We start from the raw sequence: 19391 nt of genomic DNA, 5'->3' as shown, positions 1-19391 counted from the left end.
CTTACAGGCTGCGGTTCTTGATCTCGGCAGTGACCTTTGCGATGAACTCATCCACTTCCATCGTGGTGGTCTCGCCCTTGCGGTCACGGACGGAGACGTTGCCGGCCTCGGCTTCCTTGGCGCCCAGCACCAGCATATAAGGCACGCGATCCACCTGCTGTGCGGCGCGGATCTTGTAGCCGATCTTCTGGTTGTCGTCGTCCAGAGCCACGCGGACACCGGCCTCCACCAGCTTCTCGGTGATGGCCTCGGCGTACTCGAGGGTCTTCTCGGAGACGGGCAGGACCTTGACCTGCACGGGAGCCAGCCAGGTGGGGAACTTGCCCTTGGTCTCCTCGATGAGGTAGGCCATGAAGCGGTCGAGAGAACCCAGAATTGCGCGGTGCAGGACCACGGGGGTCTTCTCGGTGCCGTCCTTGTCCACATAGGTCAGGTGGAACTTTGCGGGCAGGCAGAAGTCCAGCTGGCAGGTGGACAGGGTGTACTCTGCGCCGACGGCGGGCTTGACGTTGACGTCCAGCTTCGGGCCGTAGAAGGCGGCCTCGCCGATCTCCTCGGTGAAGTGGATGCCCAGCTCGGTCAGCACCTCGCGCAGAGCGTTCTCGGCGTGGTTCCACATGGCGTCGTCGTCATGGTACTTCTTCTTGTCGGCGGGGTCGCGCAGGCTCAGCACGCAGCGGTAGTCGGTGATGTTGAAGTCCTTGTAGGTCTCAAAGATGAGGTTGCAGACGTCGGCGACCTCGCTCTTGATCTGCTCGGGGGTGCAGAACAGGTGGGCGTCGTTCTGGCAGAAGTGACGGCCGCGCTCGATGCCCTTCAGGGTGCCGGAGGACTCATAGCGGAAGTCGTGTGCGATCTCGCCGATGCGCATGGGCAGGTCGCGGTAGGAGTGGGGACGGTTGGCGTAGATCATCATGTGGTGGGGGCAGTTCATCGGGCGCAGGACATAGCTCTCACCCTCCATCTCCATGGCGGGGAACATATTCTCGCGGTAGTGGTCCCAGTGGCCGGAGGTCTTGTAGAGGTTCACGGTGCCGATGCAGGGGGTCATGACGTGCAGGTAGCCGCGGGCACGCTCCTTCTCCTTGATATAGTTCTCCAGCTCCTGCCAGACGGTGTAGCCTGCGGGCAGGAACATGGGCAGGCCGCGGCCCACGAGGTCGTCGGTCATGAACAGGCCCATCTCTTTGCCGATCTTGCGGTGGTCGCGCTCACGGGCCTCCTGCTGCTCCTTCTCCCAAGCGTCCAGCTCTTCCTGATTACGGAAAGCCACGCCGTTGATGCGGGTCAGCATCTTGTTTTCCTTGTCGTTCTTCCAGTATGCACCGGACTGCTGGGTGATCTTGAAGGCCTTCAGAGCCTTGGTGTAGGTCAGGTGGGGTCCGATGCACATATCGACATATTCGCCCTGCTGGAAGAAGCTGAACTCGGTCTCGTCAGCCAGATCGGCCATATGCTCGATCTTGTAGTTCTCGTGGCGCTCCTCCATCAGCTTGACGGCCTCGGCGCGGGGCAGGATGAAGGGTTTGATGGCCAGATTCTCCTTGGTGATCTTGCGCATCTCCTTCTCGATGCTGGCAAGATCTTCGTCGGTCAGCTTGGTGTCGCCGAGGTCAACGTCGTAGTAGAAGCCGTTCTCGGTGGCGGGGCCGAAGGCAAAGTCAGCCTCGGGGTAGAGGCGCTTGATGGCCTGCGCCATGACATGGGCTGCAGTGTGACGGATAACGTGCAGTTCCTGATCCTGCGGGCACTCGTCCACATGACCGTCCTTATAGATGATCTTCATGATATTGCTCCTTTTTGAGATGAAAAATGCGTTTGGGTACGACAAAAAAGACGCTTCACCCCGTATATGCTCTACGGGATGAAGCGCCTTTGAAAGACTCAACTGCGTTCCACGGTTCCACCCGAATTGCGCGCTGCTGCACGCCACTCGCTGTGCTGTAACGGGCGCACCCGGCAGAGGTTCACCTCTGCACTCTGCGGTGGTAGAAGTCCGGCACATGGCAGGCTGCTTGCAGCGCGTCCTTCCGGACGGCAGCCCTCTCTGCGGCATGGAGAAACGGGACCTCGGTTTGTCCGCATCATCGTTTTAGGACATTTGATTTTGACGCACTGGCGGCAGAAATGCCGCACGCTGTGTGCATCACAGGATGAAACTACGAGTAATTGTAGCACGGAGCGCAGAAAAAATCAAGGCCTCATCGCTGGAAAATGAAAGAGGTCAATGATGGCGAAGCCGCTCTCCCCAGCTGGCGGTGTACTCCGACAGCAGCTTCTCAGTGACGAAGAGCTGGCTGCTGTAGAGCCCGTGGGTGCCCGAGAGCATATAGCAGACGCCGCAGCCCAGCGCGATCAGCTCGAGGCCCACCCCGCCGAACAGCTCATAGGCCAGCAGGATGGAGGGAATGAGGGTGTTGGTCGCGCCGCAGAAGACCGAGATGAGGCCGACCGCCGCCGCAAACCCGGCGGGCAGGCCCAGCAGCGGGCCGAACACACAGCCGAAGGTCGCGCCGATGTAGAAGCTGGGTACGACCTCGCCGCCCTTGAAGCCCGCGGAGAGGGTCAGGGCCGTCAGCAGCATCTTGCAGAGAAAGTCCCACGGCAGGGCCTGCCCCTGCTCGATGGCAGCGGTGATGACGCCCATGCCCGCGCCGTTGTACCGCCCTACTCCCATCAGGTAGGACAGGGCCACCACGGCCACGCCGCCCACGACGGCCCGCACCCACGGGTTGGGCAGACGGCGGGGCATTTCGTGCTCCATTGTGTGGAGGAGCCAGCAGAACCCCCGGGACACCAGCGCACAGGCTGCGCCCAGCACCGCCGCCAGAAGGGCCGTGTCGAGGGAGAGAGCCGGTGCGGTCAGCCCGAAGTGGGTGGGGGCGATGCCGCAGGCCAGCGAGACGCCGTAGGCGATGAGGGCGGCGGCGAAGCCGGGCACAAAGGCCACCGAGAACGCAAGGCCCACGTCCTCCACCATGATGCCGAAGAGGGTCGCCGCCAGCGGCGTGCCGAACAGCGCCGAGAAGAACGCCGCCATGCCGCAGGCCGTGGCCGTGCGGCGGTCATGGTCGGAGAAGCGGAAGAGCTTGGCGATGTTGTAGCCGATGCTGCCGCCCATCTGGAGCGCCGCGCCCTCGCGGCCGGCCGAGCCGCCGCAGAGGTGGGTGAGCACGGTGCCCAGAAAGATGGCCGGAACCAGCAGCGGGCTGACGCTCTCACCACTGTGGACGGCCCGGATGACATTGTTGGTGCCCATCCCCTCACAGCCGGTCAGCTTATAAAGGGCCACGATGGCGAGGCCCGCCAGCGGCAGCAGCCAGAGCAGCCAGACGTGTTCGCCCCGCCACTCGGTGACGTGTTCGACCGCAAGATGGAACGCCGTGCCCACTGCGCCGCAGACGAGGCCGGTGGGGACGGCCAGCAGCAGCCAGCGGGCCAGAATGGCCGTCACGGCCCGAAGGGAATAAAGCTCCTTTTTCAGAAAATCTTTCATATTGACACTCCTGTATTTTGTTCCTGCTCCCCCAAAGATAGCACGGAGACCGGACGCTGTCAAGAAACGCCAAAGCCCCGCTCCCTTGTGCGAAGGAGCGGGGCTTTGAGCTGTGTTTGGAATTATCAGAAAAAAGGAAAAAGGAGAACAATATCGTCACGCCTCACGGCGGGACAGCGTATGAAGTTTGGGGCAGAACGCTTACTCCACGTCCTGCAGGGCGGCGAAGTCTTCCTCGCCGGTGCGGATCTTGACCACGCGGGTCACATTGTAGACGAAGATCTTGCCGTCGCCGATGTGGCCGGTGTAAAGAGCCTTCTTTGCGGCCTCCACCACGGAGTCCACAGAGAGCTTGGAGACGATGACCTCCACCTTGATCTTGGGCAGCAGGGTGCTGTCCACCGGCACGCCGCGGTATTTCTCGGGGGTGCCCTTCTGGATGCCGCAGCCCATGACCTGCGTGACCGTCATGCCGGTGACGCCCAGATCGTTCAGGGCGCTCTTGAGCTGGTCGAACTTGGAAAGCTTGGCGATGATGGACACCTTGTGCATACCGGTGTCGTAGATGCCGTCGTGGATGACCGCAGCCTCACGTACCACTGGCACGGCGGCGTCGATCTGCTTGGCGGAAGCCTTGGAGGCATCGTCCTCGCCGAGGTCGGTGTTCTCGTTGGGGACCATGGCGGCGGAGTTTGCATCGGAGATAGCGAAGCCTGCGTAGGCGGAAGCCAGACCGTGCTCGTGGATGTCCAGACCGTCGATCTCCACCTCAGCGGGGACGCGGAGGCCGATGGTCTTGTCGATGATCTTGAAGATGAGGAACATGACGATGAGGACGTAGGCATCCACCACGACGAGGCCCAGCAGCTGGATACCCAGCTGGCTCAGACCGCCGCCGTAGAACAGGCCCTTGCCGACGCCGTTGCCGCCGTCAGAGAAGAGGCCGACGGCGATGGTGCCCCAGACGCCGTTTGCAAAGTGGACGGAGACAGCGCCCACGGGGTCGTCGATCTTTGCGACCTTATCGAAGAACTCGACGCTCAGCACCACGAGGATGCCGGCCACAAAGCCGATGAAGAAAGCGCCAAAGGGAGAAACGGTGTCGCAGCCTGCGGTGATGGCGACCAGGCCGGCCAGAGAGCCGTTCAGGGTCATGGAGACATCCGGCTTGCCGTACCGCTTCCAAGTGAAGAGCATGGTCACGCAGGTGGCCACAGCCGCCGCAAGGTTGGTGTTGAAGCAGACCAGACCGGTCAGGGTCATGGTCTCATCGGTGGAGAGGCTCAGGGAAGAGCCGCCGTTGAAGCCGAACCAGCAGAACCAGAGGATGAACACGCCCAGAGCACCGGCGGTCAGGTTGTGGCCGGGAATGGCGTGGGGCTTGCCGTCCTTGTCGTACTTGCCGATGCGGGGTCCCAGCAGGGCAGCGCCCAGCATGGCGATGACGCCGCCGACGTTGTGGACGGCTGCGGAACCGGCAAAGTCATGGAAACCCATGCTCTGCAGCCAGCCGCCGCCCCACATCCAGTGGCCGCAGATGGGGTAGACCACCAGCGAGATGGCTGCGGAGTAGACGCAGTAGGCTTTGAAGTTGGTGCGCTCAGCCATCGAACCGGAAACGATGGTGGCGGCCGTTGCGCAGAAGACGGTCTGGAACACGATGTACACCCACAGCGGGATGTCGAGGCCCAGATGGGAATAATCGCCCTGAATGAAGGGGTCGAACCCGCCGATGAGAGCGCCGGTGCCGCCGAACATCAGGCCGAAGCCGATGAGCCAGTAGCAGGGCGTGCCGATGCAAAAATCCATCATATTTTTCATGAGGATATTGCCGGTGTTCTTGGCGCGGGTGAAGCCTGCCTCGCAGAGCGCGAAGCCGGCCTGCATGAAGTAGACGAGGAACGCTCCCACGAGCGTCCAACAGGTGTTGATGGAGCTGAACATAACGCAGATACCTCCCCACATATTTTGCCGCCGGGTGCCAGCCCGGCAGCGCGTGCACACCCGGCTGCTGCGTCCCTCTATCTGCGCAGCAGCGCGGAAAATCCGGAAAAGGAAGCCCTCTATCTCTTCCTTGGCCGCAGGGGACAAGCCTCCCCCGGAAATACAAAAGGCGCTGACCGGATCTTCATCCGTCAGCGCCTTTGCTTTCGATGGCAAAAGTATAGAGCGGTTTGGTCAAAGTGTCAAGAGCAGAACGCTATTTTTGACATTTTACACAAACCGAAAAAGAAGGGGCAAAGAAAACTTTGGCAGACATCATTTTTCCTCGGTGTGGCCCGCCCGCATCTCGACATGGAGCAGCAGGCTCATCAGCGCCCGCAGCGCGAAGGTCGCGGCCAGCGGCACGACCGACTCGAGGTTCTGCAAAAGAAAGGTCTTGGCAATCTCTGCCGACATGAGGAACTCCAGCGCCGTCGTCAGGCCGGTGCTCATCTCGTGGTGGAAGTCGTACCGGTCGTGGAAGAAGGTCGTCCGCACATAGTGATAGGTGGCCCGGGCCAGACTCGTCACGATGATGAACAGGCCGATGGCCTCCGCCAGTCCTGCGATGAGGGGGACGGCGGATTCCAGAAAGCCCTCCAGCAGATGGGCGATGTTCTCGTTCAGGTGATACAGGGCAGTCATCTTCACGTCACCGCTCAGACCAGCAGGCTCTTGACATAGGCGGCCAGCTCCTCGTCCTTGCAGGAGGCAAAGAACAGCTCGCGGAACTTCTCACCGGCGATGGCACCCTTCAGCAGATCCTGATCGATGCTCTTGAGACACTCGATGAGGGGCTTGAAGGTGGCGGCGCGGACGCCGTCGAGGATCTTCTTATTCCGCTGCTCCGGCTCGACCCGCTCCTTGGGGTAGCCCTGACCGTGGCCGAAGCCGAACAGCTTCTCAAAGCAGTACTCAAGGTTCAGCTCGCCGCCCCAGCCGAAGCCCTTGGCAAAGGGCATGGCGACCGCGTTGCCGTCGTTGACGTGGGCGAAGGTGTAAGCATCCACAGGGTCCTCCACATGGCCGCAGATGACGCCGGGGAAGCTGTTCAGGGCCAGCATGGCGCCCTCGCCGGTGCCGCAGCCGGTGATGACGTAGTCGGCAGCGCCGCTGTTCAGCAGGATGGCGGCGAGGATGCCGCACTGCACATAGGTCAGCTGGGCGGCGTCATCGGCGGCATACATACCGTAGTTGACCACCTCGTGGCCCATCGGCTCCACGACCTTCTTCAGAGCGGCCTCGATGATGCCGTTCTTTGCGGCCTGACTGTTCTCGTTGATGAGTGCGATCTTCATGGGGAAAATCCTCCTGTAAGCGTAAATTTGTATGTCCTTTTCCGAAAATGCGGAAAAGACGCATTTTATATAACATCAGTGTATCCTGTTGGAGAAGAAAAGTCAATCATCCAGTAAAATAATGGAATTATAGGACAATTAAAGATGAAAAATACAACAAAGAATATAAATTTAAACTTAGTTGACATTTATCAAATACCGTGATAATATATAGCCATACTAATTTCTTGCTCTTTGACAATCGAATACATCGCAGAGCTTTCTGGCTGATGCAAAAAATAGTCAGGAGGCCAGCTATGAAAAAACGTACATGGAAACAGAAATTGAAGCAATGTCTTTTAAAGAAATGGAAGAAGGCAGCAGGTGCTTGTACGAAAGTGAGAGAAAATCCTTCGTTCAAGGGTGCAATCTGGATGAGTATTCTCCTCATCAACCTTTTGCTGGAAACAACGCTTTCAAACATTGCGAATCAATTTACTATGGAGCTAATCAGTATCTTGAAGATGTTCTTTAAGATACTCTTCTCCCATCGGAAACTCTGAGTTGAACAGGCTGTCCTCAGACGCGGATGCGTCGGGCATCCGCGTCTGAGGACGGCGTTTTTATAAAGGCTTCTGAAAGAAATGTATAGTAGCTGGGACTGAACTGTTTTTGCACTATTTATATTATGGATTTTAAATATATAAACCATGAATGCCTTGATTTGAAAGGATTGAATAATTATGAGAAAATATTTTGATTTGATTAGACAACGGCCAATGTGTGCTTTAAGACTATGAATTTCTTTTATATTTATTATAAAATCTATAAATCGAAATTTATAAAATGTTTCGAGGCATATGATTTGTCATGATGAATAGAAGTGACTTTTTACAATGAGGATTTCATCATATTATATAGTTTTTGGCGTTATTGATTAGTTTGATTTATTTGAATACTCCGAAACTGTAGATATTAGGAAGGACGGATGTTTTTAGTGGAAAGACAAGGATATTGCAAGTTATCCTCACGGCGAAGGTGCCAAAAGGCACCGCATATACGATAAGAAATCCGATTGAGATGTATTGGCGAATCAAAGGAGGTTTATTAATGGATACTAAAAAATCAAAATGAAAATTTGAAAAGAAATCAATTAAAGGAGAAATATTAAAAACAATGCGTTTTTGACTTAGCCGGAAAGCTTTGCAATGTATTCGATTGCCATCTTATGATGAGGAACTTTACTATGGCCAAAGCAGAACGTAACACAAACATATTCCATCTTTTGAGAATAGGAAAAGGACTGAGTATTAAAGAACTGGCAGAACAGCTCAGCATTACCCCCGCATACATCCATGCTATCGAAAACGGCGAAAAGTTTCCGTCGGACAGACTCTTAAGAGACTATGCAAAGGCTCTGGAGGTGGACGAGAGTATTATCCGAAATTTCAGAGAAGAAAATTGTAAGGACAAAAAGTTTGAGCAAATCCTTCTTTCTGTTTTGCGGATGATATGTGATATGCCAGATTGAAAAAACAAAGGACGGTTGCTCAGATGTTTAAAATAAGAAAAGCACCCGCAGTGCTCCCCCGAAAGGGGCGCTGCGGGTGCAATTTGCATATTGGAAATTACTGCGGCTGCTTGCCGATGTAAGCCAGAATGCCGCCGTCAACGTACAGGATGAGGCCGTTGACGAAGTCGGAAGCGGCAGAGGCGAGGAAGACGGCGGGGCCGCCCAGATCCTCAGCCTCGCCCCAGCGGCCTGCGGGGGTCTTGGCGACGATGAAGCTGTCGAAGGGGTGACGGCTGCCGTCGGGCTGACGCTCGCGCAGAGGTGCGGTCTGCGGGGTGGCGATGTAGCCGGGTCCGATGCCGTTGCACTGGATGTTGTACTCGCCGTACTCGGAGGCGATGTTCTTGGTCAGCATCTTCAGGCCGCCCTTGGCAGCAGCGTAGGCGGAGACGGTCTCACGGCCCAGCTCGCTCATCATGGAGCAGATGTTGATGATCTTGCCGCCGCCCTGAGCGATCATGTCGGGGATGACAGCCTTGGAGACGATGAAGGGGGCGTTCAGGTCAACGTCCACCACCTGACGGAACTCGGCAGCGGTCATCTCGGTCATGGGAATGCGCTTGATGATGCCGGCATTGTTGACCAGAATGTTGATGTGGCCGACTTCCTCGGTGATCTTTGCGACCATTGCGTTGACGGCGTCCTCGTCGCAGACGTTGCAGACGTAGCCGTGGGCCTTGATGCCAGCCTCGGCGTAGGCGGCCAGACCCTTATCGACCAGCTCCTGCTTGAGGTCGTTGAAGACGATGGTAGCGCCGTTTGCGGCCATTGCCTTGGCGATCGCCATGCCGATGCCGTAGGATGCGCCGGTGATGAGCGCGACCTTGCCGGTCAGGTCAAAGGATTTGGGAGTACACTGTGCCATGATAAAGTCCTCCAATCAAAATTTTGCTTTGCAGGGCGCTGCGCTGCCGGGCTATACCAATGGCCCATACCTGCCGTCACGGGAAGCGGCGGCGGGCCGTCCGGCCATGCGCCCTCTTGTATACTAGAGTAGCATTTTTTATTCCGACTGTCAAGGCATTTTCTTGGTACAATTACTGCAAATTTTTACGCATTTTGCTGCGTTTTCGTGAAATCGTCATAAAAAGGCGGGCTACAAAGGCTGAGATTGCTGCTTGTTGCACACAATGATCCCTCAGCCCAGTTTTTTCTTCTGCTGGCGGGCGACGATGGGCATGAGAAGGGGCATCGGCACGAGCCGCTGGGCCGCTGTCGCGGCCTGCATGAGGGCCGAGGGCACGATGATGGTCCTGTGGCGGAGCATCCCCCGCATGGCCTCCTCGACGCAGAACTCCGGACGGATGCCCCGCAGCGCAAAGACCACGTCGGCCCGGTCGTTGAACTCCGTGTCCACCGGGCCGGGGCAGAGAGCGCAGACGTAGACGGGGCTGTGCTGCTCCCGCAGCTCTTCCGCCACGCCCCGGGTCAGGCTGACGACGTAGGCCTTGGTGGCATAGTAGCCCGCCATATACGGCCCGCCCGGCAGCAGCCCGGCGGAGGATGCCACATTCAGCACGGTGCCGAAGCCCTGCGCCTCCATCTTCTTCACGGCGAACTTGAACAGCTGGTGCATGGCCAGCACATTGACCTTCGCCATGGAAAGCTCTTTTTCGCCGCTGGTCTCAAGAAAGCTGCCGCAGACGCCGAAGCCTGCGTTGTTGATGAAAATATCCAGCCGCTCGTCGGCCAGCGCCTCGCAGAGGCGGGCGCACGCGCTCTCCTGCTCGAGGTCGGCGGGCAGGATGCGGCAGAAGGTGTTGTATTTGACGGTCAGCTCTGCGGCCAGCGCCTCGAGCCGGTCGGTGCGGCGGGCGGTGAGGATGAGCCGGAAGCCGAGGCGCGCATACCGGCGGGCGAACTCCCGGCCGATGCCGGAGGATGCGCCGGTGATCCATACAGTTTTAGACATGGTTCCTCCTTATTCTGCAAAGCCGGAGACCTGGTCGATGGCGTTCAGCTCTTCGTCGGTGAAGCGGGTGTTGTTGAGGGCGGCGGTGTCGCCGAAGTGGTAGGGCAGGGTGGAACAGCGTGCAGAGGATGCAGTGTACATGGCGGGGACTTCCTTTCTTTTGTTTTACCCCATTGTAGCACGGAGGCGCACCGGAATCCATAGAAAAGCACAGCTCTGTCTTGTTGTCCGGCGGGATTTGGAGTATAATAGAGCCGTATTTTGCAAGACACCCTTCGGAGGAGGAGAGAACATATGAACAAACCGGTTCTGGTGGTCATGGCGGCCGGCATGGGCAGCCGCTACGGCGGGATGAAGCAGATCGACCCGGTGGGGCCCTGCGGTCAGGTCATCGTGGACTATTCCCTGTATGACGCCCGCCGCGCAGGCTTTGAGACGGTCATCTTCGTCATCAAGCACGAGATCGAGGACGCCTTCAAAGCCGCCATCGGCGAGCGGGTCTCCAAGGCGATGGACGTGAAGTATGCGTTCCAGCAGCTGGACGAGCTGCCCGAGGGCTACACCATCCCCGAGGGCCGCGTCAAGCCATGGGGCACCTGCCACGCCGTGCTGGCGGCAAAGCCCTATCTTCACGGCCCCTTCGCCGTCATCAATGCGGACGATTACTACGGCCCCGAGGCCTTCAAGGTCATCTACGACTATCTTTCCACCCACACCGACGGCGAGGTCTACGACTACTGCATGGTGAGCTACCTGCTCCGGAACACCGTCTCGGAGAACGGCAGCGTGGCCCGGGGCATCTGTGCCCTCAACGAGGACAGCACCCTCCGCAGCGTCACCGAGCACACCCGCATCGAGACTTACGCCGACGGCATCCACTACACCGAGGACGGCGGCGAGAGCTGGGCCGACCTGCCCGGCGACACCCCCGTGAGCATGAACCTCTGGGGCTTCGGCGAAAGTTTCGTGCAGGAGGCCGACCGGCGCTTCGCCCGCTGGCTGGACGAGAATCTGGAAAAGAACCCGCTCAAGTGCGAGTATTTCCTGCCGCTGGTGGTCAGCGAGCTTATCGGCGAAAAGAAAGCCGCTGTCAAGGTGCTGCGCAGCACCGACCAGTGGTACGGCGTCACCTACCGCGAGGATAAGCCTGTGGTGGTGGAGGCCATCGCCCGAAAGACAGCGGACGGGCTCTACCCGGAAAACCTCTGGGCCTGAATAGAAAAACGGCTGGGACAGCGTGCTTCCCAGCCGTTTTTTGTTGTTTATTGGATGCCGAAGGTGTTGTTGTGGTCGAAATAATCCGGGTATTCCTTCTCAAGCTGCTCGAGGAGGCTGTTGAGGGAGCGGTTGTTCTGGCCATGCTTCAGCTTGGGGTAGGCGCGGAGCATACGGCCCTTGCCCAGCAGATGGGTGCTGCGGCGGGTGCGGGCCTGCATGACCTGCGCCCGTGCGGCCAGCTCGTCCTTGAGCTGCTCCAGCTGCAGCAGCGAGGCGGTCTGCTCGGCTTTGCCCTGTGCGGCCAGTTTGACGGCCTTAGCGGCCTCGGCAGCGTTGAGGCGGGCGGTCTGGGAGGCGCGGCGGGCGGCCTCCATCGCTTCGTCGGCGCGGGCACGCATGGTGGAAGCGGCCTCACGGGGCGACAGCTTGTTGTAGTTGTCCCGGGCCTCGGCGGCGGCCAGCTTGAGCTGCAGCCGGCTCTCGTCCATCTTCTGGTCCATGTCCATCGCGGTGGTGCCGAGGATCTCGGTCATGGCGTCGCTGACAGCGTGCATACTGTCGGCCACCTTTTCGAGGGCGTCCAGCTCCCGGGCCAGATCGGAGGCAGAAATGCCGGTGGCGACCACGTCGGCGGCATACACGGCGTAGAGCAGACACATGAGGATGAAGCCCACCAGCGGCGGCACGATGTCCACCAGCGCGGCGATGGCGGGGTGGACGGCCTTGACCATCAGGAGGGCACCTACGCCCCACAGCAGCGAAAACTCGAGGCAGATATAGCCCCCGATGTTGAAGGGCCTATCGCTGTAATCCCACCACCGGGTGCGGTAGAGCTTATACAGCACCCAGCCGCCCACCAGCTCCAGCACGCTGGGAAGGAGGACGCCGCCGAGATACAGCAAGAGCAGATTGTCCTCCAGCGGCGTGAGGAAGAAGAGCACTAAAATCATGCCGAAGCCGTAGATGGGGCAGACCGGGCCGTTGAGAAAGCCGCGGTTGACCAGCTGGCCGGTGGTGGCGGCGGCATACACCACCTCGAGGCACCAGCCCAGACAGGAGTAGATGAGGAAAAATGCGAGGATGTGGTAGAGCGAAAAGCCACAGATGGCCGTGTTGAGGAAAAACGACAAGGGAACACCTCCATTCAATTCTGCCTGCGGACGATCTTGTACTCATCGCCCGGCTCGAAATAAGGACAGGCCGACGTGGTGCGGGAGAGATAGCGGGCCATCTCATCCTCGTCCAGTGCGCCGCCCACGGCGCAGTAATAGCTGCCGTACTCGTCCTGCTGGTTGTTCAGGCAGGCTTCACAGGGGTCAGACATTGGCTTCTCCCTCGGCGGCCTTGGCTTCGGCCTCCGCCTGTGCGGCCAGCTTCTTGAGCACCTTCGGCTCCACCCACGTCACAGAGTCGTCGCCTGCCTTCTTGCGGGCGATGAGGGCCTTGATTTTAATGCCCATCTCGGTGAACATCCCCTCGTGCTCGGTGCGGATGTTCCACTCCGGCTCATTCTCGTGGAGGTCGTAGGTCTGCCAGATGATGTCGTAGCCGGAGGCGGGGAAATAGCTCAGGCTGTCCCGGAACAGGTCGTCGTCGTCGGTCTTGAAGTAGATGTCGCCGCCGTCCTTGAGGAAATCGCGGTACTGGATGAGCTGGCGGGGGTAGGTGAGGCGGTGCTTGTTGGAGGAGGCGTTCTTGCTCCAGGGGTTGCAGAAGTTGATGTAGATGCGGCTGACGGTGTCCTCCGGGGTGATGACGCCCTTGATGCGCTCGATGTCGGTGCTCATGATCTTCACGTTGTCGATGGGGCGGCCTGCGGCGGCGTAGGCCGCTTCGATCTTCCGCTTGGCGAGGATGAGCACCTTGTCGGTGATGTCGATGCCCAGATAGTTGTTCTCCGGGTGGGCAGAGGCCAGCTGGGAGAGGAAGCCGCCCTTGCCGCAGCCCAGCTCCAGCACGAAGGGCTGCTCCGGGCGGGCATACTGGCTGTGCCATTTGCCGCCCCAGACAAAGGGGTCGTGGACGTGAAAATCGGCGGCCATCAGTTCGTCGTGGGCATAGGGCTTGAAACGCATTCTCATAAGATCGTATTCTCCTTGTGACGTAAAAAGTTTGTGCTTACAGAGCTTTCCTCAAAAATTCCTCCACCTGTTCGGGTGTGGCGGTGCAGCTGCCCTGACAGATGCCGGGCTTGCCGCCGCCGCGGCCATTGAGGGCGGCGTTGAGGGCTTTGGTGAGGGGGCGGACATCGCCGCCGGAGCGTGCGATGCAGTAGCCGGTGCCCTTCTCGTTGGGGGTCAGGGCGGCGCACAGGCCGGTGGTGGCCTCGCTCAGCCGCGCAGCCAGACGGTGCAGGCCGTCCGGGTCGAGGCCGGGAACGATCCGGATGGCGGTCTCGTCGGGGCCGAGCTGTGCGGCCATGGCGTCGAACAGCTGCTGACAGAGGCCAAAATGGGCAAATTTCAGGGCCATGTACTCGTCGTACACCCGGTGGACGGCCACGGCGGTCTGGTCGGCCTTGGCCGAGAGGAGGGCGCCGATGTCGGCCTGACGGCTCCGCATGGCCTGCGCCTCCCGCAAGGCCCGCCCGCCGCAGACCACGCTGAGCCGGACGCCGCCCTTGTAGTTCTCGGAGGCCAGGATCTTGATCTGGCCCACCTGACCGGTGGTGGCGGTGTGGGTGCCGCAGCAGGCGCAGACGTCCGCGCCCGGGATGGTCACGATGCGCACCTGCCCGGCGATCTCCTTCTTGCTGCGGTAGGTCAGAGCCGCCAGCTCTTCGGAGGTGGGGTAGGTGATGACCACCGGCACATCCTCCCAGATGACCCGGTTGGCGGCAGTCTCGGCCTCCCGCAGGCCCTCGGCAGAGATGGGCACGCTGGTGTCCATCCGCACGGCGTCAGAGCCGATGTGGAAGCCGACGTTTTCGGCCCCGAACATCTGGTGCAGGATGCCGGAGAGGATGTGCTCGCCGGTGTGCTGCTGCATCTTGTCGAAGCGCCACGCCCAGTCGATGGCTCCGGTGACGGCGGTGCCGGGCTGTGCCGCCTCGGGCAGGGCATCTACTGTGTGCCAGATGACGCCGCCCGTCTCGTGGACATCGGTGACGTGCAGCACCGTGCCGTCGGCGAGGGTCAGAGTGCCCCGGTCGGCAGGCTGTCCGCCGCCCTCGGGGTAGAACACCGTGCCGTCCAGAGCGATGCGCCCGCCGCCGGTCTTTGCGTCCGCCTCTGCCGCAAGGATGACCCCGGCGGCACTTTTGCGGAATGCGTCTTTCTCGAAATATTTTTCCGTGCGCTGCATGGCACGATACCTCCTGAATCTAAGAACTATCGGCCGGTAAGCGGCTTGCCCTCTCAGGCCGCTTCGCGTCCAGCTCTCCCAAAGGGAGAGCCTTTAACCTGCCGGGGAGCTTCTGCCTCTCCCCTTGGGAGCAACAATGATGACCGCCGCCAGTGGCGGAAACAAGGAATCATTGTTGGGGCCGCGGCCAGCAAGACGCAAGTGCTTTTTAAAGCACGAAGCGGATGCTGGGTGCCGCAACCCGGGCAGTGGCACGGCGTCAGCCGTGACGGAGAGGGCAAGCCGCCTTCCCGATAAAATCAAGTATACCACGTTTTTTGCCTGTGGAAAATAGTCTTGGCTTATGTTATGATAGAAAACAGCGAAACCGGAAATTTGAAAAACGAGGAAGGTATCATCATGCGTGAAAGTGGAATCCTGATGCCGGTGTCCAGCCTGCCCGGCCCTTATGGTATTGGCTGCTTTGGCGCCGAGGCGCTCAAGTTCGTGGACTTTCTGGCCGCTGCGGGCCAGCACATCTGGCAGCTGCTGCCCCTCAGCCCTACCGGCTACGGCGACAGCCCCTACCAGAGCTGCTCCGCCTTTGCGGGCAACCCCTATTTTATCGACCTCGACGCGCTCAAGGCCGACGGCCTGATGACCGCTGCCCAGCTCAAGGCAGAGCCGTGGGGCACCGACCCGCTCTCGGTGGATTACGGCACCCTCTACACCAGCCGCTACAAGGTCCTGCGGGCGGCCTATGCCGCATGGCGGGAGAAGTACGCCGGACGCTTCGGCTGTGCCTACTATTACCCCGACGACTACTATGCGTTCACCCTCACGAATGAGAGCTGGCTGAACGATTACGCGCTGTACATGGCCCTCAAGACCGCCAACGGGATGAAGAGCTGGGCCGAGTGGCCCCGGGAGTACCGTCTGCGGGACGCCGGAGCGCTGGCAGAGTTCGCCGCCGGGCAGGAAGAGGAGATCGGTTTCTGGAAATTCTTGCAGTATGAGTTTGCAGTCCAGTGGAAGAAGGTCAAGGACTACGCAAACAAAAAGGGCATAAAGATCCTCGGCGACATCCCCATCTATGTCTCCGCCGACTCGGTGGACGCATGGGTGGGCGGCGAGCTGTTCGAGCTGGACGCGCAGGGCGGCTTTGCCCGCGTGGCCGGGTGCCCGCCGGATTACTTCTCCGCCGACGGCCAGCTCTGGGGCAACCCGCTGTATAACTGGCCATATCATAAACAGACCGGATATGCATGGTGGGTGCGCCGCGTCCGCCATGCCCTCGGGATCTACGACCTGCTCCGCATCGACCACTTCCGAGGCTTTGACACCTACTGGGCCATCCCGGCAGGCAGCTCCACCGCCCGTACCGGCAAGTGGGAGAACGGCCCCGGCATGGACCTGTTCCGTGCGCTGGAAGCGGCCCTCGGCAAGCTGCCCATCATCGCCGAAGATCTGGGCGACCTCGTGCCCAGTGTCCGCAAGCTGCTGGCCGACAGCACTTTCCCGGGCATGAAGGTCCTTCAGTTCGCCTTTGGCGGCGGCGACAACGAGTATCTGCCCCACAACCACGTCAAGAACAGCGTGGTCTACCCGGGTACTCACGACAACACCACCCTCACCGACTGGTGGGTGAACGCCGCCCCCGCCAAGGAGAAGGCCAACGCTGCCGCCTACCTCCACCTGACCCCCTGCAAGCCCACCGCCAAGGAGGTGGCAGCCGTCAGGACGGATGCCGCCCGCATCGCCCTTCTCCGCGCCGCCCTCGGCTCGGTGGCCGACCGGGCCATCATCCCCATGGCAGATTGGCTGGGGCTGGGCGCGGAGGCCCATCTGAACACCCCCGGCAAGCTGGGCGGCAACTGGGCATGGCGTGCCGCAGAGGGCTTCGATACGGCCCTGCTGGCCGGCCGCATTGAGGCCGAGTGTGCGGTCTACTGCCGCGCCAAGGAGCCGGTCGAAAAAGAAGAGAAGACCTCAAATTGACGGAATTGTAAAAAATCTTTTTGAAAATTGTGCGTTTTGCTGGTAAGCGCCCCGCCATCGTGCTATAATCGAAAGAGACACAGTCGGGCATAAGAACTGTGCAAAGGCAGAGCGCCGGGAAGGAGAACCCGGCACGGAAGATGGGGAGAAACGCATGAAAAAGGAATGGACGGAACAGGACCTGCGGCAATTCGTCGAAAGTTCGCAGCCTGTGTTTCAGGATGTGAGCCTGACGCAGGTGGACGAGGATGCCGCACGCTGCTGGCAGGACGATGGTCTGATGGTGGACTACGAGCTGCGCGGCGGTCAGGTGGACTGTGTGCTGCGCCGCTGCGTCGTGGCAGACGGCAAGGTATGGCAGCTGCAGATGACTGCGCCGCTGGCAGGCAGCGACCTGCCCGAAGACCGGATGACCCCGCGGGAGCGGGAACTGTGCCGCGACGATATGAACCACGATTTCTTGTCGGGGGTGTTCAACCGCCGCTACTATGAGACGGAGTTCTGCACCAAGCTCGACGAATGGACCGACCGCCACCGCTGTGCGGCGTTGGCGCTGGTGTCCATCGACGACGCAGCAGCCCTTTCCGCCCGGGAGAACGACGCGGTCATGGGCCAGCTGGTCTGCTTCGTGGCGAACCAGTGGAAAAAGCACTTCGACCAGCCTGCCGAGCGGGTGGTCTGCCGCCTGAGCGACACCCTGTTTGCCATCGGCTGCGCCGACCGCACCCGCCGCGAGCTGGAAGAGGAGCTGAAAGCCATCTACGCCGGGATGCCCAAGGAGTGTGTGGCCTCGGTGGGACTGATGCGCCGGGTGCCCTTCACCCAGTCCATTGGCGTGGCCGGTACCCGCGAGGTGCGCTGCAAGAACTGGGACGCCCTCTATGACCTGTGCCAAAAGCGGCTGGCCGCTGCGCAGGCCGCAGGCGGCGACCGGGTCTACGACGGCGAATAAGATGCATAAGATCCCCCTTTTGAGAGAGAATAGACTCAAAAGGGGGATTTTTGTATGGAAAACCAGAAAAACGACAACCTCAATATGCTGGAAGCCATCGTGCAGAACACCGAGATGGGAAAGAACACGCTCGACCAGCTGGTGCCGATGGCAGACAACGAGCAGTTCAAGGCGGAGCTTCTGCGCCAGCGCAACATCTACCGCCAGCTCAATCAGGAGGCCCACGCGGCCATCGACGCCTGCGGCGGCTCGGCACAGGGCCAGAGCGCCATGGCGAAGCTCAACACCAAGGTGAGCATCGGCATGAAGACCATCACCGACAAATCCACCCGCAACCTCGCCGAGATGCTCACGCAGGGCAGCAGCATGGGGGTCATGGACTGCATCAAATCCCAGAAGGACTATCCCGACGCCGCGCCCGGGTCGAAGCGGCTGATGCAGAAGCTGCAGGATTTTGAGGAGGACAACCGGCTGAAGCTGGAACAGTATCTTTGAGGTTTTGCTGAAACTTCTGGTGCGGCGATAGAAAAAGCTCCTGCCGGACAATGCGGCAGGAGCTTTTTGCAGGTGCAGTTAGAGGGACTCGACCATTGCGGCGACGATTTTGGTCGCGGTAGCGACATACTCGCCGATGCTGAACTTCTTGACGACCAGCACTTCGTGGCCGTCTTCGTCAGCGTTGTCGCTCATGGCGCGGAGGATGACGCAGGGGACGCCGTTCTTGGCGGCGATCTGACTCACGGCTGCGCCCTCCATCTCCACGCAGTCGGGGGCGCATTTGGCCTCAATGGCGGCCTTGGTGGCACTGTCGCCCACGAACAGGTCGCCGGTGGCGATCTTGCCCATCAGAGCCTTGACGCCTGCATCGGCGCAGGCTTTCTCGGCGGCAGCGATGAGAGTGGCGTCGCCGGTGTACTCCTTCAGGAAGGGCGGGTTCTGGCAGATCATATCCAGCTGGGCGTCGTGATAGAGCACCGTCTTGCCGATGACCACATCACCGATGCCGATCTTGCTGGTCATGTTGCCTGCAATGCCGGAGAAGATGATCTTCTCGGCCCCGAACTTGGTGATGAGCACCTGCGTGGTGGCGGCGGCGTTGGCCTTGCCCATGCCTGCGCAGCAGACCACCACCTGCTTGCCGGCCAGTGTGCCCTTATGATATTCCACGCCGCCGTAGGGCTCTACAGTGACGTTTTCCAGCTTGGCACAGAGCTGGTCTACTTCGTCGGGCATGGCGCCCATAATACCTAAAATCATATCAGACCTCATTGTTTTGAATCGTGGTTGACGATCGAAGAAATAAGAAAAAGGGGGGACGGTGTGGTGCGCTTGTGGCGCGGGTATAGAGCGCTCTTTCGGTAAGGCTAAGTTCTCTTTTGCGTGCCAAAAGAGAACCAGAAAAGCACCCGCTACTTTCGAGGCGCGGGAGGCACGAGAAAGGGGCTGCTCGCCCCTTTCAGACCCCGAAGGAGAGGTCGAAACGGAAAAAAGCTGGCCGCTGCGCTAAACGCTTTTTTCTCGTTTCTCCGACTTGCTGCTTCGCAGCGGGTGTTACGCCCTTGCAGGACGTGAAGTTCAGTAGAAAGGTGAAATCTTCGGCGGAGCCGTAAATGGGAGAAGCACAAAAAATGCGCAACAGCGACGACCGCCGCCTGCGGCGGATACAGGGAGGAGCTGTTGGGGCCGCGGTCAGCAGGACA

Annotated in this window: 20 protein-coding genes; 6 read left to right on the top strand and 14 right to left on the bottom strand. The window is 59.9% G+C overall.

Translation table 11 applies throughout. The features are described 5' to 3' along the window. Position 1 precedes the first annotated feature (1 nt). The 5 genes from thrS to LKD23_RS07120 all read right to left on the bottom strand — a co-directional run bounded on the left by thrS (position 2) and on the right by LKD23_RS07120 (position 6777). The gene (gene thrS / locus LKD23_RS07140; protein ID WP_227621051.1) at positions 2-1786 is read right to left on the bottom strand and encodes a threonine--tRNA ligase; all 1785 of its coding nucleotides are present in this window, start codon (positions 1784-1786) and stop codon (positions 2-4) included. Positions 1787-2224: 438 nt separating this feature from the next. Next, entirely contained in the window at positions 2225-3496 is a 1272-nt protein-coding gene (locus LKD23_RS07135) for a chloride channel protein (RefSeq protein ID WP_227621050.1), read from the bottom strand. A gap of 201 nt (positions 3497-3697) precedes the next feature. Then, on the bottom strand, positions 3698-5440 hold the full coding sequence (locus LKD23_RS07130) for an ammonium transporter (RefSeq protein WP_227621049.1): 1743 nt from the start codon (positions 5438-5440) through the stop codon (positions 3698-3700). Between the two features lie 315 nt (positions 5441-5755). Further along, positions 5756-6124: a DUF1622 domain-containing protein gene (locus tag LKD23_RS07125; protein WP_227621048.1), complete on the bottom strand. Its 369-nt coding sequence runs from the start codon at positions 6122-6124 to the stop codon at positions 5756-5758. A 14-nt stretch (positions 6125-6138) separates the two neighbouring features. Continuing rightward, positions 6139-6777: an RpiB/LacA/LacB family sugar-phosphate isomerase gene (locus tag LKD23_RS07120; RefSeq protein ID WP_227621047.1), complete on the bottom strand. Its 639-nt coding sequence runs from the start codon at positions 6775-6777 to the stop codon at positions 6139-6141. A gap of 296 nt (positions 6778-7073) precedes the next feature. On the opposite strand from LKD23_RS07120, the gene LKD23_RS07115 reads away from it, so the two are divergent. Continuing rightward, positions 7074-7319, top strand: coding sequence for a hypothetical protein (locus LKD23_RS07115; RefSeq protein ID WP_227621046.1), 246 nt, complete (start codon positions 7074-7076; stop codon positions 7317-7319). A gap of 683 nt (positions 7320-8002) precedes the next feature. Continuing rightward, entirely contained in the window at positions 8003-8287 is a 285-nt protein-coding gene (locus LKD23_RS07110) for a helix-turn-helix domain-containing protein (protein WP_227621045.1), read from the top strand. A 97-nt stretch (positions 8288-8384) separates the two neighbouring features. Here the strand turns inward: LKD23_RS07110 and LKD23_RS07105 are convergent, their stop codons facing one another. From LKD23_RS07105 to LKD23_RS12880, 3 genes are all read right to left on the bottom strand, one after another. Next, positions 8385-9194: a gluconate 5-dehydrogenase gene (locus LKD23_RS07105; RefSeq protein WP_227621044.1), complete on the bottom strand. Its 810-nt coding sequence runs from the start codon at positions 9192-9194 to the stop codon at positions 8385-8387. Between the two features lie 273 nt (positions 9195-9467). Further along, positions 9468-10241: an SDR family NAD(P)-dependent oxidoreductase gene (locus tag LKD23_RS07100; protein ID WP_227621043.1), complete on the bottom strand. Its 774-nt coding sequence runs from the start codon at positions 10239-10241 to the stop codon at positions 9468-9470. A 9-nt stretch (positions 10242-10250) separates the two neighbouring features. Beyond that, on the bottom strand, positions 10251-10382 hold the full coding sequence (locus LKD23_RS12880; protein WP_255668161.1) for a hypothetical protein: 132 nt from the start codon (positions 10380-10382) through the stop codon (positions 10251-10253). Between the two features lie 153 nt (positions 10383-10535). On the opposite strand from LKD23_RS12880, the gene LKD23_RS07095 reads away from it, so the two are divergent. Next, positions 10536-11456, top strand: coding sequence for a nucleotidyltransferase family protein (locus LKD23_RS07095; RefSeq protein WP_227621042.1), 921 nt, complete (start codon positions 10536-10538; stop codon positions 11454-11456). A gap of 47 nt (positions 11457-11503) precedes the next feature. Here LKD23_RS07095 and LKD23_RS07090 read toward each other — a convergent pair whose 3' ends face one another. Genes LKD23_RS07090 through LKD23_RS07075 form a run of 4 tightly spaced genes read right to left on the bottom strand, consistent with a single transcriptional unit; the run spans position 11504 to position 14762 of the window. Then, a complete protein-coding gene (locus tag LKD23_RS07090) occupies positions 11504-12589 on the bottom strand; it encodes a putative ABC transporter permease (RefSeq protein ID WP_227621041.1) in 1086 nt (361 codons plus the stop codon). Between the two features lie 14 nt (positions 12590-12603). Next, a complete protein-coding gene (locus tag LKD23_RS07085; RefSeq protein ID WP_227621040.1) occupies positions 12604-12783 on the bottom strand; it encodes a DUF6472 family protein in 180 nt (59 codons plus the stop codon). Next, the gene (gene trmB, locus LKD23_RS07080; protein WP_227621039.1) at positions 12776-13540 is read right to left on the bottom strand and encodes a tRNA (guanosine(46)-N7)-methyltransferase TrmB; all 765 of its coding nucleotides are present in this window, start codon (positions 13538-13540) and stop codon (positions 12776-12778) included. The genes LKD23_RS07085 and trmB overlap by 8 nt, the downstream gene beginning before the upstream one ends. A 37-nt stretch (positions 13541-13577) precedes the next feature. After that, positions 13578-14762 carry an alanyl-tRNA editing protein gene (locus LKD23_RS07075; protein WP_227621038.1) on the bottom strand — a complete coding sequence of 395 codons (1185 nt, stop codon included), beginning with the start codon at positions 14760-14762 and terminating at the stop codon, positions 13578-13580. Positions 14763-15161: 399 nt separating this feature from the next. On the opposite strand from LKD23_RS07075, the gene malQ reads away from it, so the two are divergent. The 3 genes from malQ (at position 15162) to LKD23_RS07060 (ending at position 18186) form a co-directional block, all read left to right on the top strand. After that, positions 15162-16739 (top strand): 4-alpha-glucanotransferase, encoded by a 1578-nt coding sequence (gene malQ, locus LKD23_RS07070; RefSeq protein WP_227621037.1) that lies wholly within the window; start codon positions 15162-15164, stop codon positions 16737-16739. A gap of 154 nt (positions 16740-16893) precedes the next feature. Then, positions 16894-17691 carry a GGDEF domain-containing protein gene (locus tag LKD23_RS07065; RefSeq protein ID WP_227621036.1) on the top strand — a complete coding sequence of 266 codons (798 nt, stop codon included), beginning with the start codon at positions 16894-16896 and terminating at the stop codon, positions 17689-17691. Positions 17692-17745: 54 nt separating this feature from the next. Beyond that, the gene (locus LKD23_RS07060; RefSeq protein WP_227621035.1) at positions 17746-18186 is read left to right on the top strand and encodes a hypothetical protein; all 441 of its coding nucleotides are present in this window, start codon (positions 17746-17748) and stop codon (positions 18184-18186) included. Positions 18187-18264: 78 nt separating this feature from the next. Here LKD23_RS07060 and LKD23_RS07055 read toward each other — a convergent pair whose 3' ends face one another. Together LKD23_RS07055 and LKD23_RS07050 are read right to left on the bottom strand one after the other, a co-directional pair. Continuing rightward, complete coding sequence (locus tag LKD23_RS07055; RefSeq protein WP_227621034.1) at positions 18265-18948, bottom strand: 5'-methylthioadenosine/adenosylhomocysteine nucleosidase; 684 nt, start codon at positions 18946-18948, stop codon at positions 18265-18267. Between the two features lie 199 nt (positions 18949-19147). Then, a partial coding sequence (locus LKD23_RS07050) for a hypothetical protein (RefSeq protein WP_227621033.1) occupies positions 19148-19391 on the bottom strand: 244 nt, incomplete at its 5' end.

Source organism: Faecalibacterium butyricigenerans (assembly GCF_020687345.1).
Lineage (GTDB): Bacteria > Bacillota > Clostridia > Oscillospirales > Ruminococcaceae > Faecalibacterium > Faecalibacterium butyricigenerans.
Note: the sequence above shows the minus strand (reverse complement) of the source record. Positions and strands in the feature narration are given on the sequence as shown.

Coding starts and splice junctions, on each gene's coding strand:
- thrS (WP_227621051.1), bottom strand. CDS start 1,786: ATGAAGATCATCTATAAGGACGGTCATGTGGACGAGTGCCCGCAGGAT.
- LKD23_RS07135 (WP_227621050.1), bottom strand. CDS start 3,496: ATGAAAGATTTTCTGAAAAAGGAGCTTTATTCCCTTCGGGCCGTGACG.
- LKD23_RS07130 (WP_227621049.1), bottom strand. CDS start 5,440: ATGTTCAGCTCCATCAACACCTGTTGGACGCTCGTGGGAGCGTTCCTC.
- LKD23_RS07125 (WP_227621048.1), bottom strand. CDS start 6,124: ATGACTGCCCTGTATCACCTGAACGAGAACATCGCCCATCTGCTGGAG.
- LKD23_RS07120 (WP_227621047.1), bottom strand. CDS start 6,777: ATGAAGATCGCACTCATCAACGAGAACAGTCAGGCCGCAAAGAACGGC.
- LKD23_RS07115 (WP_227621046.1), top strand. CDS start 7,074: ATGAAAAAACGTACATGGAAACAGAAATTGAAGCAATGTCTTTTAAAG.
- LKD23_RS07110 (WP_227621045.1), top strand. CDS start 8,003: ATGGCCAAAGCAGAACGTAACACAAACATATTCCATCTTTTGAGAATA.
- LKD23_RS07105 (WP_227621044.1), bottom strand. CDS start 9,194: ATGGCACAGTGTACTCCCAAATCCTTTGACCTGACCGGCAAGGTCGCG.
- LKD23_RS07100 (WP_227621043.1), bottom strand. CDS start 10,241: ATGTCTAAAACTGTATGGATCACCGGCGCATCCTCCGGCATCGGCCGG.
- LKD23_RS12880 (WP_255668161.1), bottom strand. CDS start 10,382: ATGTACACTGCATCCTCTGCACGCTGTTCCACCCTGCCCTACCACTTC.
- LKD23_RS07095 (WP_227621042.1), top strand. CDS start 10,536: ATGAACAAACCGGTTCTGGTGGTCATGGCGGCCGGCATGGGCAGCCGC.
- LKD23_RS07085 (WP_227621040.1), bottom strand. CDS start 12,783: ATGTCTGACCCCTGTGAAGCCTGCCTGAACAACCAGCAGGACGAGTAC.
- trmB (WP_227621039.1), bottom strand. CDS start 13,540: ATGAGAATGCGTTTCAAGCCCTATGCCCACGACGAACTGATGGCCGCC.
- LKD23_RS07075 (WP_227621038.1), bottom strand. CDS start 14,762: ATGCAGCGCACGGAAAAATATTTCGAGAAAGACGCATTCCGCAAAAGT.
- malQ (WP_227621037.1), top strand. CDS start 15,162: ATGCGTGAAAGTGGAATCCTGATGCCGGTGTCCAGCCTGCCCGGCCCT.
- LKD23_RS07065 (WP_227621036.1), top strand. CDS start 16,894: ATGAAAAAGGAATGGACGGAACAGGACCTGCGGCAATTCGTCGAAAGT.
- LKD23_RS07060 (WP_227621035.1), top strand. CDS start 17,746: ATGGAAAACCAGAAAAACGACAACCTCAATATGCTGGAAGCCATCGTG.
- LKD23_RS07055 (WP_227621034.1), bottom strand. CDS start 18,948: ATGATTTTAGGTATTATGGGCGCCATGCCCGACGAAGTAGACCAGCTC.